This window comes from Plantactinospora sp. B5E13 (genome assembly GCF_039871775.1).
GTDB lineage: Bacteria > Actinomycetota > Actinomycetes > Mycobacteriales > Micromonosporaceae > Plantactinospora.
On the sequence record NZ_JBDPLT010000031.1, the window covers coordinates 39,269 to 53,544 of the forward strand.

Below are 14,276 nucleotides of genomic sequence, written 5' to 3' on the forward strand. Positions count from 1 at the left end.
GCGGGCATGTTCACAGTTGACGGCGGTGAATGCAAGCTGCCCGTCGAAAAGTTGTTAAGGCGGTGACAATGTCGATGTGTCCTCTGTGGTGACGGCGTCGTCCGTCGACGTCAGCGCACCCCTACCACGAACTCTGTCGACCGGGTCACGCCCTGGAAACTGACGGTCGCGGTGACGGTGGCGACGCCGGTCGCCCGGGTACGGATGACCCCGGCAGGGTCCACCGCCACCACCTCCGGACGGTTGCTGTGGTACCGGACCGTGGCGCCGGCCGGCAACGGGGTGCTGGCGCCTTCGGTCCGGTGGCCGTACCGGCGGTCGTCGCTGAGCGCGATAGTCAGCTCGGGTACCACCACGGTCCCCGGGGCGAGCAGGGCCGGCGCGTCGACGGTGACCACCGACAGCGTCGGACGCAGACTGCCCCGGACCGTCACCCGGGCCTGCCGGCGCGGGTCGCTCTCCGCGGCCGAGCCGCCGACCCGGACCGTGTACGTCCCCGGGTCGACCACGTACCGGCCCTGTCCCTCCTCGAAGAAGGCGAGGTCGGGCACCTTGACGCTGAAGGTGACCCGCCGGGTCTGCCTCGGCCGCAGCGAGATCTTCTCGAAGCCGCGCAGCCGCTCGCCGGGGCGTTCCGACGCGGCCGGCGCCGACGGCGTACCCAGGTAGAGCTGGACCACCTCGGCACCCGGCACCCGCCCGGTGTTGGTGACGTCGACGCTGACCCGCAGTGTGCCGTCGGCGTCCACGGACCGGCGGTCGACCCGCGGTCGGGAGTAGTCGAAGCGGGTGTAGCCGAGGCCGTGACCGAACGGGTACGACACCTCGCCGTCGAAGTACAGGTACGTCCGCCCCGGGTGTGACCCGTCGGCGGCGGCCCGGATCCGGTAGTCGTCGATCGCCGGCAGTTGCCCCGCGTCCCGGTACCAGGTGAACGGCAGCCGGCCGCTCGGGTTGCGGTTTCCGAGTAGGACGTCGGCGAGCGCCTCGCCCTTGCGCTGCCCGTTGTACGAACTCCACAGGATTGCCGGCACCTCGGCCGCGAACCCCTCGACGTCGACCTGTCCGGCGGTCTCCAGGTAGACGACCGTGTTGTGGTTCCGGGCCGCCACCTGTCGGATCAGCTCCGCCTGGGCGCCCGGCAGGGCCAGCGTGCCCCGGTCCACGTCCTCCCGGGCGTGCCGTTCGTCCGTACCGGCGTAGACGATCACCGCGTCGTAGCCGGCGGCCGCCTCGACCGACGCCGGGTCGACCTCGGCGAGCGTGTCGGAGGTGACCCCGGGCAGGAAGTCGACGACCGCGTCCGGGTTCACCGCCCGGACCGCCGCCCGGATGCCCTGGAAGCCGTTGACCTGATTGGCCTGACCGGCACTGGCCTGGATGCTGGAGTAGCCGCCGAGGTACATGCTGGGCGGGTTGGCGTAGTGCCCGACCACCGCCACCCGGTACGCCCCGGACGCCGGCACCCGCAACGGCAGCAGGGCTCCGGGGCCGGCGCGGCCGGAGCGGGCCGGCTCGTTCCTCAGCAGCACGATGCTCTCCCCGGCGACCTCCCGGGCCAGGGCCAGCCGCTGCCGGGTCTGGGTCACCGCCCGGTTGGCGTCCGAGTTCGTCCAACTGGCGTGCGGCACCCGGGCGCGGGCCGTGGTCACCCACGGCACCTGCTCGGCCGGGTCGAACTCGCCCAACCGGATCCGGGTGGTCAGCAGCCGGACCAGGGCGTTGTCGACGTCCGCCTCGGTGTAGCGGCCGGTCGGGGTGGTGATGCCACGCGCGATCGCGGTGGGGATGGTGTTCGCGTAGCTCCACTGGTCGTGGTAGCCCTGCTGACAGTTCAGGTCCAGCCCGGCCGAGTTCGCGTACGCGTGCCGTTCGATGTGGTCCAGCGGGGCCGGATGGCCGGGCGGCTGCCAGTGGTGGCCGTGCTGGATCTCCCGGATCGAGTCGCAGTCGGAGGTGAAGAAGCCGGTGAAGCCGAACGTCTGCCGGGCCAGTTCGGTCATCAGGTAGCCGCTGGCGGTGGTCGGCCACCCGTTGACCCGGTTGTACGAGGTCATGATGGAGGCCGGCGAACTGCGTTCGACCACCTCCCGGAACTGGGCGGTGTAGTACTCGCGCAGGGTCCGGTCGTCCATGTCGGCGGTGCCGGTCAGCCGGTCGAACTCACTGTTGTTCGCCGCGTAGTGCTTGAGGGTGGTGCTGGTCTTCAGATAACCACCACCTTCCGGCAGGAGCCGGCCGGTCCGGTCCTTGCCCTCCATCCCGTTCACGAACTGCGCCGCCAGCGCGGCGGTGAGCAGCGGATCCTCGCTGAACGCCTCGTCGTTGCGGCCCCAGCGCGGGTCGCGGGCCAGGTTGATGGTGGGGGAGTAGAAGTTCAGGTCGAGGCGGTTGTCCCGGACCACCTCCCGGGCCTCGTCGGAGATGGCGGTCGCCTCCCGGTAGACGAGGTCCGGGTTCCAGGTGGCGCCGAGCGACAGGTTTACCGGGTACGACGTGGTGTTGGTCAGGATCGGCGGGTTGGCGTTGTGCAGCGTCCCCTCCCGGGCCACCCCGTGTGCCGCCTCGTTCCACCAGCCGTACGCCTCGACGCCGAGCCGGGGGATCGCCACCGACTGGCTGCTGACCAGCTGGGTGGCCTTCTCCGCAAGCGTCATCCGGGAGACCAGGTCGACCGCCCGCTCCCGGGCCGAGTATGACCGGTCGAGGTAGATGGCCGGGCCGTCGCCGCTGGTCCCGGTGGGAGGCGCGGCCACCGGCTCCGTCTCACACCCACCGCCGCTGACCAGTACGACGGCCAGCACCGTCGCCGCCCAGGCACGCGCACGCATCGCCCCGTCCCTCCGCCGGTCCGTCGGACCCCCGGCGACGGTATGACCGATATCGATGGACGTCAAGGCGGCCTTCCATTGGTATGGATCAGTATCATCGGGTGGTTGGGCCCGGGAGGAGGCGCGTGTTGCGCGCGGTCGGGTACGACGGCGGAATGCACACCGTCCAGGTGCCGGAGCCCGCAACCCACCGGAAGGAGCGGCATGTCTGCCCACCCGACCCCGATCCTGTTCCTGCACGGCTCCTGGCACGGTGCCTGGTGCTGGACCGAGGTCATTGCCCACCTCGTGCGGTACGGCCGCCCGACGCTGGCGGTCGACATGGCCGGGCACGGGTTGCGGGCCCGTCGGCCCGAGTGTCTGACCGTGCGCCCCTTCGACCCGGAGGAGCTGGCCACCGAGGTCTCGCCGGTGGCGGACGTGGACCTCGACCAGGCCGCCGAGCTGCTGATCTCCCAGATCAGAATGCTCGGTCGGGGTGGCCGGGTCACCGTGGTGGCACACAGCATGGGCGGTGTCGTCCTCACCCGGGCGGCGCAGCAGGTTCCCGAGCTGGTCGCGCACGCGGTGTACCTCGCCGCGATCATGCCCGCCTCGGACCGGGCGGCCGACCGGTACTTCGCGCTGCCGGAGAACGCGGACGCGCTGGTCCTGCCCGCCCTGCGAGGTGATCCCGCCGTGACCGGGGCGTTGCGGCTCGACCTTGCCTCGAACGACCCCGCCTATCGTCGGCAGCTCCGCGCCGCGTTCTACGGCGACGTCGCCCCGGTCGTCGCCGACGCCGCCCTGGCCCTGCTGACCCCGGACGCCCCCGCCAGCATGATGGGCGACACCACCCGGCTGACCCGCGACGGCTGGGGCTCCGTTCCCCGCACGTACGTCGTCTGCACCCGGGACATGGCGATCCGCCCGGCCCTCCAGCGGGTTCTCGTCGCAGAGGCCGACGCCGCCTTCCCGGAGAATCCCACCACGGTCGTGACGCTGGACTCCTCGCACGCACCGTTCCTGTCCAGGCCGGAGGACCTGGCGGCGATCGTCGGCCGGCTCGGCTGACGGAACGCGCCAGGCGACCCGGACCGGCGTGGGCCGGCGGTAGGCGGGGCCCTCCGACCCACCGCCGGCCGGGTACACACTCCTACTCGGTCAGTTCGGCGACCTGCTCGGCGGTGAGCCGGCCCCGTCCCGGGTCGGGTGCGGTCGCCCGCATCGTGCCGCGGGCGGCCCGGGCGTCCGCCGCCACGGCCGGCGGGTTCGGCGGCCGCCGCCGGTGCCAGTCCGTCACCGCCTGGTACGCGGCCACCACCGACAACAACCGGTCCTCGCCGTACGGCAGACCGCCGAGGATCGTGCCGATCGGCACCCCGGCGGCGGTGAACCCGATCGGGAAGCCGATCTCCGGCAGGCCGAGGATGTCGAACGGCACCGGACCGGTCTGCACCACCACGTCACAGGCGTCGAAGAGCTGGTCGAGGACCCGTTCCAGGAAGAGCAGCTTGGCCCGCTGCCCGGTGATGAACTCCGGTCCGCCCATCAGCGCGCCCTGCAGCCAACTGGTCACCGACACCCCGAAGCCGCGCAGGTCGGTCCGCAGGTACGGCAGGAACGGCTCGGTCCGCTCCGGCAGCCGTACGTTGTTGAAGGTGTTGCCGCCGAGCAGGTCCCAGTCCTCCGGCAGCGGCACGTCGACCACGGTCGCGTTCGGCATCGCCGCCAGTTCGGCGAGGAACGCCCGCCGGGCCAGGGCGCTCGCCGAGCTGCCGTCGGCGTATCCGGGCAGCACCCCGATCCGGGTCTTCCAGCGCAGCTTGACGCGCTTGCCGGCGTACACCGGGGTGGCCGCGTCGATCAGGTGCGGCACCGGCGGCAGGCCTTGGCTGCGCGGATCGGCCGGGTCCTCGCCGGCCATCGCGGTCAACATGATCGCCGCGTCCCTGGCGTCTCGGGCCAGCGGTCCCGGATGGTCCCGGGTGTAGCTGAGCGGGATGATGCCGTGCAGCGAGACCCGGCCCATGGTCGGCTTGAGCCCGGTCAGGTTCTGCGCGTTCGAGGGTGCGGTGATCGAGCCGCCGGTCTGGGTGCCGGTGCCGGCGGTGGCGAGTCGACCGGCGACCGCGGTGGCGGTGCCGGTGGACGAGCCGCCGGGGTCGGTGCCCGGGTTCGTCGGCGTCCAGGCGTTCACCGTGGTGACCACCCCGTCCGGCGTGGTGGCCCGGGTGGTGGCCAGCGGCCCCATCTGGGTCTTGCCCAGCACGATCGCCCCGGCCGCCTTGAGCCGGGCCACCGCCGTCGCGTCGTACGGCGGCACGAAGTCGCGGAACAGGTAGGAGTTGGCGGTGGTCGGCACGCCCGCCGTCCAGTAGTTGTCCTTGATCGCCAGCGGGATGCCGTGCAGCGGGCCGGAGCGGGGACGCCGGGCGGCGGTCCGGGCCGCGGCGAGCGCGGCGTCCGCGAGCACGACGTTGAACGCCTGGTACGTCGACTCGTAGCCGCCGATCCGGTCGAGGTACGCCTCGACCAGCTCCTCCGGTCGGAGCTTGCCGGCCCGGATCAGCCAGGCCGCCTCGGCGATGGTCAGCTCGGTGGGGTCGGCCAGCGCCTCCGGCCGGGGTCGGACGTACGCGTCGGGCCGGTCCAGTCCCGGGATGCCGCCCGGGTGCGGGTGGTGTGCCGGGCCGCCACCCGGGGTCGCCGACGCGGCGGACGGCAGGGTCAGTGCGCCGCCGATGCTGGCGGCGCCGGCCAGTGCGGCGGTCCGGGCCAGGAACGCCCGACGGTCGACACCACGGTCCAGGGGTTCAGCCAACTCGGTCATGCCGTCTCCTCGCTGCGCTCGTCGTCGTCATGACCTGGGTGACTGGGTTTGTTGATGACCTCGCTGCGCTCGGTCATGCCGTCTCCTCGCTGCGCTCGTCGTCGTCATGACCTGCGTGACTGAGTTTGTTGATGACCTCGCTGCGCTCGGTCATGCCCTCCGCCATTCGGTGCTGATCGACGGGTAGAGCATCGGCGCCGGTTGCTGGGACAGTGCCTTCGCGGTCGCCGGGTCGGTTCCGGGCGGGGCCGGCAGCTGGTGCGCGGCGAGCGTGCCGACGGTGCCCCGGACGAAGGCGCGCAGCGAGGCGAGGACGGAGTCCCGCCCCGGGGATCCGGTCTCCGGGTCGGCGGCGGTGCCGGGTGGCAACTGGTCGAGGTCGATGCCGAGGCTGGCGAGTCGGGCCCGGATCATCGTGTCCAGTTCGGCGTCGGTGGGTGGGGTTGGTGCCATGGCGTGCTCCTCGCGAGGTTCGGGTGCGGGATGGGCCGGCGTTGATCATTCGACCAGGTCACCCCGATCTTGATCATCGATGTGGACCCACTCTCGGGGGGAACCGTCTCGGGCCGGTAACAGCAAGATCACGTGGCGGTGAACCCTGCGACGGCGGCGTACACTGGCTTCTCGGACGCCGGGGAGGCCCGGGTGCGACTCCGGACCACCGTCGGCCCGGGGAACGTGCCGGGCACGGCGGGAGTAGGCTCGGCGCCGCGCGGTCGCCGATGCCCGCCAACCAACGTCCCGGTGTGACGCACCCGCCGGTCACCTGCCAGCCGCGTGACGTTGCGCAACTGTTCCCGCATCCGTTGGGTCTGGCGGGCCGATCCGAGAGAGAGAATTGCCTGATGGCCGTGACACGCCGCGCAAAGATCGTTTGTACGTTGGGCCCCGCGACCTCCTCCCCGGAGCGCATCCGCGGTCTGGTCGAGGCGGGCATGGACGTAGCCAGGCTCAACTTCAGCCACGGCAACCAGGCCGACCACGAGAAGGTGTTCAACCTGGTCCGCGAGGCCGCCCGGACCACCGGCCGCGCCGTGGCGATCCTCGGCGACCTGCAGGGCCCCAAGATCCGGCTCGGCCGTTTCGCCGACGGCCCGCACGAGTGGCGTACCGGCGACTCCGTGGTGATCACCGGTGAGGACATCCTCGGCACCCGGGACCGGGTCTCCTGCACCTACGAGAAGCTGCCGTTCGAGGTGAAGCCGGGCGACCGGCTGCTGATCGACGACGGCCGGGTCGCGGTCGAGGTCGTCGAGGTCGAGGGCAGCGACATCCGGGTGCTGGTCACCGAGGGCGGCCCGGTCTCCAACAACAAGGGCGTCTCGCTGCCGAACGTCGCGGTCAGCGTCCCGGCGATGTCGGAGAAGGACACCGAGGACCTGCGGTTCGCGCTCCGGCTCGGCGTCGACATGGTCGCCATGTCGTTCGTCCGCTCGCCCGACGACATCAAGCTCGCGCACAACATCATGCAGGAGGTCGGCATCCACCGGCCGGTGATGGCGAAGGTGGAGAAGCCCGAGGCGGTGACCCACCTGGAGGCGATCGTCAACGCCTTCGACGGCATCATGGTGGCCCGTGGCGACCTCGGCGTCGAACTGCCGCTGGACCAGGTTCCGCTGGTGCAGAAGCGCGCCGTGCAGCTCTGCCGGGAGAACGCCAAGCCGGTCATCGTCGCCACCCAGATGCTCGACTCGATGATCGAGAACTCCCGGCCGACCCGCGCCGAGGCCTCCGACGTCGCCAACGCCGTCCTGGACGGCGCCGACGCGGTGATGCTCTCCGGCGAGACCAGCGTCGGCAAGTACCCGATCCTCACCGTCAGCACGATGGGCCGGATCGTCACCACCACCGAGGCCGGCTCGATCGCGGTGCCCCGGCTCCAGCACGACCCACGTACCCACGGTGGCGCGCTGACCGTCGCCGCCTCCCAGATCGCCAAGGCGATCGGCGCCAAGGCCCTGGTGGCGTTCACCCAGACCGGCGACACCGTCCGGCGGCTCTCTCGGCTGCACTGCGACCTGCCGCTGCTCGCCTTCACCCCGGTGCCGGAGGTACGCGACCTGCTCGCCCTCTCCTGGGGCGTGGAGACCTTCCTGATGCCGTTCGTCCAGCACACCGACGACATGTTCCGTCAGGTCGACCAGGCGATGCTCGGGCTCAACCGGGCCAACCCCGGCGACCTCGTGGTGATCGTCGCCGGCAGCCCGGTCGGCACCCCCGGCTCCACCAACACGTTGCGGGTGCACCAGCTCGGTTCGCTGGTCGACGCGGCGACGGCGGCCCAGGCGCTGCGGTGACCTCGGGCGGCGCCGGGGAGCTGGTCGTCGGCCAGGCGGCGGTCGACCAGCTCCTCGACCTGCTCGACCTGCGCCAACTCGGCGAGACGACGTTCCTCGGGCTCAGCCCGCCGGTCGGACCGCAACGGGTGTACGGCGGCCAGGTCGCCGGGCAGGCGCTGGTCGCCGCCGGCCGGACGGTCGGGTCGGACCGGTTCGTGCACTCCCTGCACGGCTACTTCGTCCGGCCCGGCGACCCCGCCGAGCCGATCGAGTACCAGGTCGAGAACATCCGGGACGGCCGCTCCTTCTCGGTCCGTCGGTCGGTCGCCTACCAGCACGGCAAGCCGATCTTCTTCATGTCCGCCTCCTTCCACCGGGAGGAGGAGGGCCTCGACCACCATGCCCCGGCCCCGCTGGACGTACCGCCGCCGGAGGCGGTGCCGACCATGGCCGACCGGCTCGCCCGGTACCCGGAACGGCTCGGCATCTGGGCCACCGTCCCGCGCCCGATCGACGTCCGGTACGTCGGCGAGCCCGGCTGGGTCCGGCCCGGTGACCGGCCGGCCGACCCGCACCAGCGGGTCTGGATGCGGATCGACGGCAAGCTGCCCGACGACCCGCTGCTGCACGCCTGCGCGCTCACCTTCGCCTCCGACATGACACTGCTCGACTCGGTGCTGTCGGTGCACGGTGAGGTGTGGGGGCCCGGTGGCGTGGTCGGCGCCAGCCTCGACCACGCGCTCTGGTTCCACCGCCCGTTCCGGGCCGACGAGTGGTTCCTCTACGACTGCTGGAGCCCGTCGGCCTCCGGCGGGCGGGGTCTCGCCACCGGACGGATGTTCACCGTCGACGGCCGGCAGATCGCCAGCGCCGTACAGGAGGGGCTGCTGCGCCGGGTCGGCGGCTGAGCCTCCGCCGGGACGTCCGGACGGGCCGGCTAACCTGTCCGACATGCGTCTCTCCGCCAGGGTCGACTACGCCCTCCGCGCCGTCGCCGAACTCGCCGCACACGCCGAGTCGAGCGGGTTCGGCCCGGAACCGCGCCCCGGTTCCGGTGCCGACGGCGGCCCGGGTTCGGAGGATAGGGCCCTGTCTGCCGGCCGCGGAGCGGGCAACGGCCCGACCCGCCCCGGTGAATCCGGCCGGGGCGGTGGGCCGGTCGGTCGGCCCAGCCCGGTGACCGCCGAACAGATCGCCCGGGCCCAGGAAATTCCGCCGAAGTTCCTGGAGAGCATCCTGCTGCAGTTGCGTCGGGGCGGCATCGTGCACGCCCAGCGCGGCCCGGAGGGCGGCTACTGGCTGGCCCGCCCGGCGACGGAGATCTCGCTCGCCGAGGTCATCCGGGTCATCGACGGCCCGCTGGCGAACATCCGTGGCCAGCGCCCGGAGGACCTCGGGTACCACGGCGCGGCGCGCGCCCTGCAGGAGGTCTGGATCGCGTTGCGGGCCAGCGAGCGGGAGATCCTCGAGCTGGTCACCATCGCCGATGTGGCCGGCGGCAAGCTGCCGGACCGGGTCCGTGACCTCGCCGCGGACCCCAGCGCCTGGACCTGACGCCCCAGGGCGTCGTCCGGGCCGGCCGCGCAGAATCGGACTTGAGTCTCCAGCGGCTGGAAGGTTGATCCTCGTTCCGTGAACGACCGCACCGAGCTGTTCACCATCGGACAGCTCGCCCGACGCACCGGCCTGCCGGTCCGGACCATCCGGTTCTGGTCGGACAGTGGCGTCATCCCGCCGACCGGCCGGTCGACGGGCGGCTACCGGCTCTACGACGCCGAGGCGGTGGCCCGCCTCGACCTGGTCCGGACGCTGCGCGAGCTCGGGCTGGACCTGGACACCGTACGGCGGATCCTGGCCCGGCAGAGTTCGGTGGCGGACGTGGCCCGGGCGCACGCCCAGGCCCTGGACACCGAGATCCGGACGCTGCAGCTGCGTCGGGCCGTGCTGCGGTCGATCGCCGAACGGAACAGCACAACCGAGGAGATGACACTGATGAACAGACTGGCCCGACTCTCCGCCGCGGAGCGGCAGCGGATGATCGACGAGTTCGTCGACCGCGCCTTCGAGGGGATCGACCCGGAGGCGCCCGGGGCCGGTATCGCCCACGCGATGCGGCAGTTGCCGGCCGAGTTGCCCGCCGAACCGACCACCGAGCAGGTGGATGCCTGGCTGGAACTCGCCGAACTGGTTGGCGACCCCGACTTCCAGTTGCGGGCCCGGCAGATGGCGGTGGCGGGCGCGACGAGCGGCGGCGGAGCACCGTCGTTCGACCCGGCCCTGGTCGCCGAGCACGCCGGTGCCGCGCTGCGCGACGGCGTCGCCCCCGAATCGGCGCAGGGCCGCCAGGTCCGGGACCTGATCGTCGGCACCGGGATGTCGGAGGAGGAGCGGCTCCGGGCCGCCGACGAGCTGGCGACCTTCACCGACCGGCGGGTCGAGCGGTACTGGCAGCTGATGGGCGTACTGCACGGCCGGCCGCCGTTCCCCTCGGTGGTGCCGGCCTGGGAGTGGCTGATCGTCGCGCTGCGGGCCTGAGGCCCGGGCTGACGGTGTCGCGGCCGGCCCCGCCGGAGGTGGGGTCGGCCGCTCCGGGTCAGATTGCCAGCAGCACCGTCATCCCCAGGTAGCTGGCGACCAGGATGATCCCCTCGAAGCCGAGTCGGCCCCAGCCGCACGCCTGCCGGACCAGCAGGCCGCCGAGCAGGGTGGTGGTCATGAACAGCCCGACCGTGGTGATCAGCAGGTCGTCGGTGCTGGCCGCGTGGTAGATCGAGCCCTGCCGGTAGGCGACGTCGCCGACGACCAGGGTGATCACGTCCAGGATGTTGCCGCCGAGTACCGCGGCGACCGCGAGGGTCACCGCGCCCTGCCGTACGGCGGCGATCGCGGTGACCGTCTCCGGCAGCCCGTTGACGATCCCGAGCAGCACACCGCCGGTGAACCCGGTGGAGAGGCCGGTGGTCTCCACGAGACTCTCGGCGGCCAGCGAGACGGCCCAGCCGCTGACCGCGACGAAGATCCCGACCAGCGCGAACCGGGTCCAGAGCACGGAGGTGGCCTGCCGGTCGAGCACGCCGTGCTCCTGCGGCACGTCCGGCCGGGTTTCGGTGGTGCCGACCGGATTCCACATCGGCTGGGTGCCTGCGGTACGGATCAGCCGGAGCCCGCCGAGGTAACACGCGACGAGTACGACGGAGACGGGGTGGATCCCCCACACGGTGACGTCGGGGGTGAAGCTGCCGAGCAGGGCCAGCGCCAGCAGTGCCACCAGCAGGCAGCCGAAGAGCAGGTTCGACAGCGACGCGGCGGCGTGTTCGAGGTTGACCCGGCGGTAGAACGCGTCGGCGACCGCGACCGCGGTGGTCTGGGCGGCGATGCCGCCGACCGCGTTGCTGTAGCCGAGTCCCGGATGCCCGGTCGAGGCGGTGACCGCGGTCATCACGATTCCGGACAGCCCGGTGGCCACGCCGAAGAAGACCACCCCGAAGACCGCCTCGCCCCAGCCGGTCCGGTCGGCGAGGGCGTCGCCGAGCGCGACCAGCCGGATGCTGCCGACGATGGTGATCACGCCGCCGACGACGAACACCGCGACGCTCGGCAGGAGCGGCCACGGTACCGACGGCAGGAAACCCGGCATGGGGCGTGGGCTTCCCGGAATGTGACTTTTGATTCCCCGGCGACCTGGAACGTCCGGAGCCGGCGCCCCGATCGACCGGCGTCCCGACCGCCGCCCGCCGCCCGCCGCCCGGCGGCCGGATCAGGCCGGATCAGGCCGGATCAGGCCGGACCGGCCGGCACCGCCTCGGTGATCAGCCGCCAGGTCCGCGTCAGGTCCTCCTCCCCGGAGTACGGCGAGCCGACCGCCAGCCGCAGCGTGTACCGGCCGTGGACCCGGGTGTGGGTCAGGTACGCCGCACCGTCGGCGTTGACCCGGCGCAGCAGCTCGGCGTTGGCGTCGTCGTCGGCCCGGAGCCGGAAACAGACCAGCGAGAACGGGTGCGGGGCCACCAGTTCGAACCGGTCGTCGGCGCGTACCCGGTCGGCGAAGCGGGCGGCCAGCGCCACCCCCGAGCGGATGTGCGCCCGCAGTCCCTCGACGCCGTACCAGCGGAGCACGAACCACAGTTTCAGGGCCCGGAACCGCCGCCCCAGCGGCACCTGCCAGTCCCGGTAGTCGACCACCGCACCGGACTCGGTCGCCGCGTTGCGCAGGAACTCCGGCATCACGGTCAGCGCCTCGACCAGTTCACCCCGGTCGGCGACCCAGAACGCGTCACAGTCGAAGCCGGTGAGCAGCCACTTGTGCGGGTCGAAGCAGTACGAGTCGGCGTACTCCAGTCCGGCGTGCGACCAGCGCAGTTCGGGGCAGACCGCGGCCGCCCCGGCGTACGCGGCGTCGACGTGCAGCCAGACGCCGTACTCCTGGCAGAGCGCGCCGATCTCGGGCAGCGGGTCGACCGCGGTGGTGGAGGTGGTGCCGATGGTGGCGACGACCGCGGCCGGTACCACCCCGGCGGCCAGGTCCGCCTCGAGCGCGGCGCGCAGCGCCGCCGGGTCCATCGCCAGCGTCTCCGGGTCGACGTCGACGGTCCGGATCCCGGCGTCGCCGAGGCCGGCGATCCGGGCGGCCTTCTCGATCGACGAGTGGCCCTGGCCGGAGGTGTAGACCCGGTACCGCCGGTCGAGCCCGTGGCCACGCCACCGCCCCCGGCTGGCCCGGTGCAGCGCGACGAGGGTGGCCACCAGGGTCGCCGAGGACGCCGAGTCCTGGATCACCCCGCCGCCGGTGCCGGTGGACCGGAACCGGGCCGGCAGGTCGAGCAGTTCGGCGAGCCAGTCCAGCATCACCGTCTCGACCTCGGTGCAGGCCGGACCGGTGGCCCAGAGCATGCCCTGCACCCCGAGCCCGGCGGCGACCAGGTCGCCGAGGACGCTCGGCCCGGAGGTGTTGGCCGGGAAGTAGCCGAAGAACCGGGGATGCTGCCAGTGGGTGACGTGCGGGGTGATCACCGTGTCCAGGTCGGCCAGGATCCGGTCGAACGCCTCGCCCCGCTCGGGTGGACCGGCCGGCAGCCGGGCGGCAACCGTGCCCGGCGGATCCCCGGGCGTCACCGGACGCTGGCCGAGCGTCGTCCAGTAGTCGGCGATCCAGTCGACGACGGCGTGCCCGTGCCGGCGGAACTCCTCCGGCGTCATGTGGATGGTCATGACCAGAGTCGATCAGGAACCCCGAACCCGGATCAAGGTCGGTTCGATCCGGCGCGGGCGGGTTCGCCGGCTGCTGGCGGACCCGAGACGGTCGGCGGCGGTGCGGTGCGGGCCCGTGCGGTGCTGGCCCGCAGCGTCAGCCGGGGACCGAGCAGGGTCGCGTCCGGCACCGGCTCGTCCGCCAGTTTGCGCATCAGCAGCGTCACCGCCTGCCGGCCCACCTCCTCGGCCGGGATCAGTACCGAGGTCAGCGCCGGGTTCGCCCGGTCGGCGACCTCGTCCGGGCAGATCGCCACCACCGAGACGTCGTCCGGCACCCGCCTGCCGAGCAGCGGCAGCGCGGCGAGCACCTGACCGACCGCCGCCTCGTTGTGCACCACCAGGCCGGAGAGGTCCGGATGCCGCTCCAGCAGTCCGGCCAGTTCCCGGTGCACCGCCTCGAAGTGCTCCTCACACGGCTGGGCGACCGCCTCGACACCGTGCCGGGCGGCCGCGTCCGTGAATCCGGCCCGGGTCCGGTGCGCGAAGCCGGTGTCCCGGTCGTAGACCACGGCCGGCGCGCCGAGCAGCGCGATCCGGCGGTGCCCGAGACCGGCCAGGTGCTCGACGCAGACCTGACCGGCCCGGTAGAAGTCCAGGTCGACACAGGTCAGCCCGGCCGACTCGGCGGGAAAGCCGATCAGCACGCTCGGCCGTTCCAGGTCACGCAGCAGCGGCACCCGGACATCGTGCATCTCCACGTCCATCAGCACGATGCCGTCCACCATCGCGCTCGCCGCGATCCGGCGCAGCCCGGTCGGCCCCTCGTCCGCCGTCATCAGCAGGACGTCGTGGTCGAACCGGCGTGCCGTGGTCACCACGGCGGTGGCGAACTGCATCAGCACCGGCAGGTGCATCCCGGAACGCAGCGGCAGCACCAGGGCGATCACGTTGGCCCGGCGGCTGGCCAACGCCCGCGCCCCGGCGTTCGGGTGGTAGCCGAGGACCCGGACGCTGGACAGCACCCGTTCCCGGGTCGAGGCGGAGATCGCCCGTTTGCCGCTGAGCACGTACGACACGGTGCTCACCGCCACCCCGGCGTGCCGGGCCACGTCCGCGATGGTCACCATGTCCGCCCGCTTGCCGGCCGGCCCCGCAGGCCGGGCC

General features: G+C 72.5%; 11 protein-coding genes. 5 read left to right on the forward strand and 6 right to left on the reverse strand.

All coding sequences use genetic code 11. The features are described from left to right. Nucleotides 1-110 precede the first annotated feature (110 nt). Nucleotides 111-2,831: a glycoside hydrolase family 3 C-terminal domain-containing protein gene (locus ABGB05_RS24480; RefSeq protein WP_347655837.1), complete on the reverse strand. Its 2,721-nt coding sequence runs from the start codon at nucleotides 2,829-2,831 to the stop codon at nucleotides 111-113. 204 nt (nucleotides 2,832-3,035) lie between these two features. Between ABGB05_RS24480 and ABGB05_RS24485 the strand changes: the two genes are divergently transcribed. Next, nucleotides 3,036-3,884: an alpha/beta fold hydrolase gene (locus tag ABGB05_RS24485; protein ID WP_347655838.1), complete on the forward strand. Its 849-nt coding sequence runs from the start codon at nucleotides 3,036-3,038 to the stop codon at nucleotides 3,882-3,884. Between the two features lie 82 nt (nucleotides 3,885-3,966). Here ABGB05_RS24485 and ABGB05_RS24490 read toward each other — a convergent pair whose 3' ends face one another. Further along, nucleotides 3,967-5,643, reverse strand: coding sequence for an amidase (locus ABGB05_RS24490; RefSeq protein WP_347655840.1), 1,677 nt, complete (start codon nucleotides 5,641-5,643; stop codon nucleotides 3,967-3,969). 150 nt (nucleotides 5,644-5,793) lie between these two features. Then, a complete protein-coding gene (locus ABGB05_RS24495; RefSeq protein WP_347655841.1) occupies nucleotides 5,794-6,096 on the reverse strand; it encodes a hypothetical protein in 303 nt (100 codons plus the stop codon). A gap of 392 nt (nucleotides 6,097-6,488) precedes the next feature. On the opposite strand from ABGB05_RS24495, the gene pyk reads away from it, so the two are divergent. The 4 genes from pyk to ABGB05_RS24515 all read left to right on the forward strand — a co-directional run bounded on the left by pyk (nucleotide 6,489) and on the right by ABGB05_RS24515 (nucleotide 10,457). After that, complete coding sequence (gene pyk / locus ABGB05_RS24500; protein ID WP_347655843.1) at nucleotides 6,489-7,940, forward strand: pyruvate kinase; 1,452 nt, start codon at nucleotides 6,489-6,491, stop codon at nucleotides 7,938-7,940. Beyond that, nucleotides 7,937-8,830, forward strand: coding sequence for an acyl-CoA thioesterase II (locus ABGB05_RS24505; protein ID WP_347655844.1), 894 nt, complete (start codon nucleotides 7,937-7,939; stop codon nucleotides 8,828-8,830). Before pyk ends, ABGB05_RS24505 begins: the two co-directional genes overlap by 4 nt. Nucleotides 8,831-8,873: 43 nt before the next feature. Further along, complete coding sequence (locus ABGB05_RS24510) at nucleotides 8,874-9,476, forward strand: Rrf2 family transcriptional regulator (protein WP_347655846.1); 603 nt, start codon at nucleotides 8,874-8,876, stop codon at nucleotides 9,474-9,476. Nucleotides 9,477-9,554: 78 nt separating this feature from the next. Further along, a complete protein-coding gene (locus ABGB05_RS24515; RefSeq protein WP_347655847.1) occupies nucleotides 9,555-10,457 on the forward strand; it encodes a MerR family transcriptional regulator in 903 nt (300 codons plus the stop codon). 58 nt (nucleotides 10,458-10,515) lie between these two features. On the opposite strand, the gene ABGB05_RS24520 is transcribed toward ABGB05_RS24515, so the two are convergent. The 3 genes from ABGB05_RS24520 to ABGB05_RS24530 all read right to left on the reverse strand — a co-directional run bounded on the left by ABGB05_RS24520 (nucleotide 10,516) and on the right by ABGB05_RS24530 (nucleotide 14,239). After that, nucleotides 10,516-11,559: a cation transporter gene (locus ABGB05_RS24520; RefSeq protein ID WP_347655848.1), complete on the reverse strand. Its 1,044-nt coding sequence runs from the start codon at nucleotides 11,557-11,559 to the stop codon at nucleotides 10,516-10,518. A gap of 140 nt (nucleotides 11,560-11,699) precedes the next feature. Next, entirely contained in the window at nucleotides 11,700-13,130 is a 1,431-nt protein-coding gene (locus ABGB05_RS24525; RefSeq protein WP_347655849.1) for a pyridoxal-dependent decarboxylase, read from the reverse strand. Nucleotides 13,131-13,162: 32 nt separating this feature from the next. Then, nucleotides 13,163-14,239: a LacI family DNA-binding transcriptional regulator gene (locus ABGB05_RS24530; protein ID WP_347655850.1), complete on the reverse strand. Its 1,077-nt coding sequence runs from the start codon at nucleotides 14,237-14,239 to the stop codon at nucleotides 13,163-13,165. Nucleotides 14,240-14,276 lie beyond the last annotated feature (37 nt).

What these genes read in the sequence shown, in the direction of transcription:
- ABGB05_RS24480 (WP_347655837.1), bottom strand. Translation starts at nt 2,831, where the DNA reads ATGCGTGCGCGTGCCTGGGCGGCGACGGTGCTGGCCGTCGTACTGGTC.
- ABGB05_RS24485 (WP_347655838.1), top strand. Translation starts at nt 3,036, where the DNA reads ATGTCTGCCCACCCGACCCCGATCCTGTTCCTGCACGGCTCCTGGCAC.
- ABGB05_RS24490 (WP_347655840.1), bottom strand. Translation starts at nt 5,643, where the DNA reads ATGACCGAGTTGGCTGAACCCCTGGACCGTGGTGTCGACCGTCGGGCG.
- ABGB05_RS24495 (WP_347655841.1), bottom strand. Translation starts at nt 6,096, where the DNA reads ATGGCACCAACCCCACCCACCGACGCCGAACTGGACACGATGATCCGG.
- pyk (WP_347655843.1), top strand. Translation starts at nt 6,489, where the DNA reads ATGGCCGTGACACGCCGCGCAAAGATCGTTTGTACGTTGGGCCCCGCG.
- ABGB05_RS24510 (WP_347655846.1), top strand. Translation starts at nt 8,874, where the DNA reads ATGCGTCTCTCCGCCAGGGTCGACTACGCCCTCCGCGCCGTCGCCGAA.
- ABGB05_RS24520 (WP_347655848.1), bottom strand. Translation starts at nt 11,559, where the DNA reads ATGCCGGGTTTCCTGCCGTCGGTACCGTGGCCGCTCCTGCCGAGCGTC.
- ABGB05_RS24525 (WP_347655849.1), bottom strand. Translation starts at nt 13,130, where the DNA reads ATGACCATCCACATGACGCCGGAGGAGTTCCGCCGGCACGGGCACGCC.
- ABGB05_RS24530 (WP_347655850.1), bottom strand. Translation starts at nt 14,239, where the DNA reads ATGGTGACCATCGCGGACGTGGCCCGGCACGCCGGGGTGGCGGTGAGC.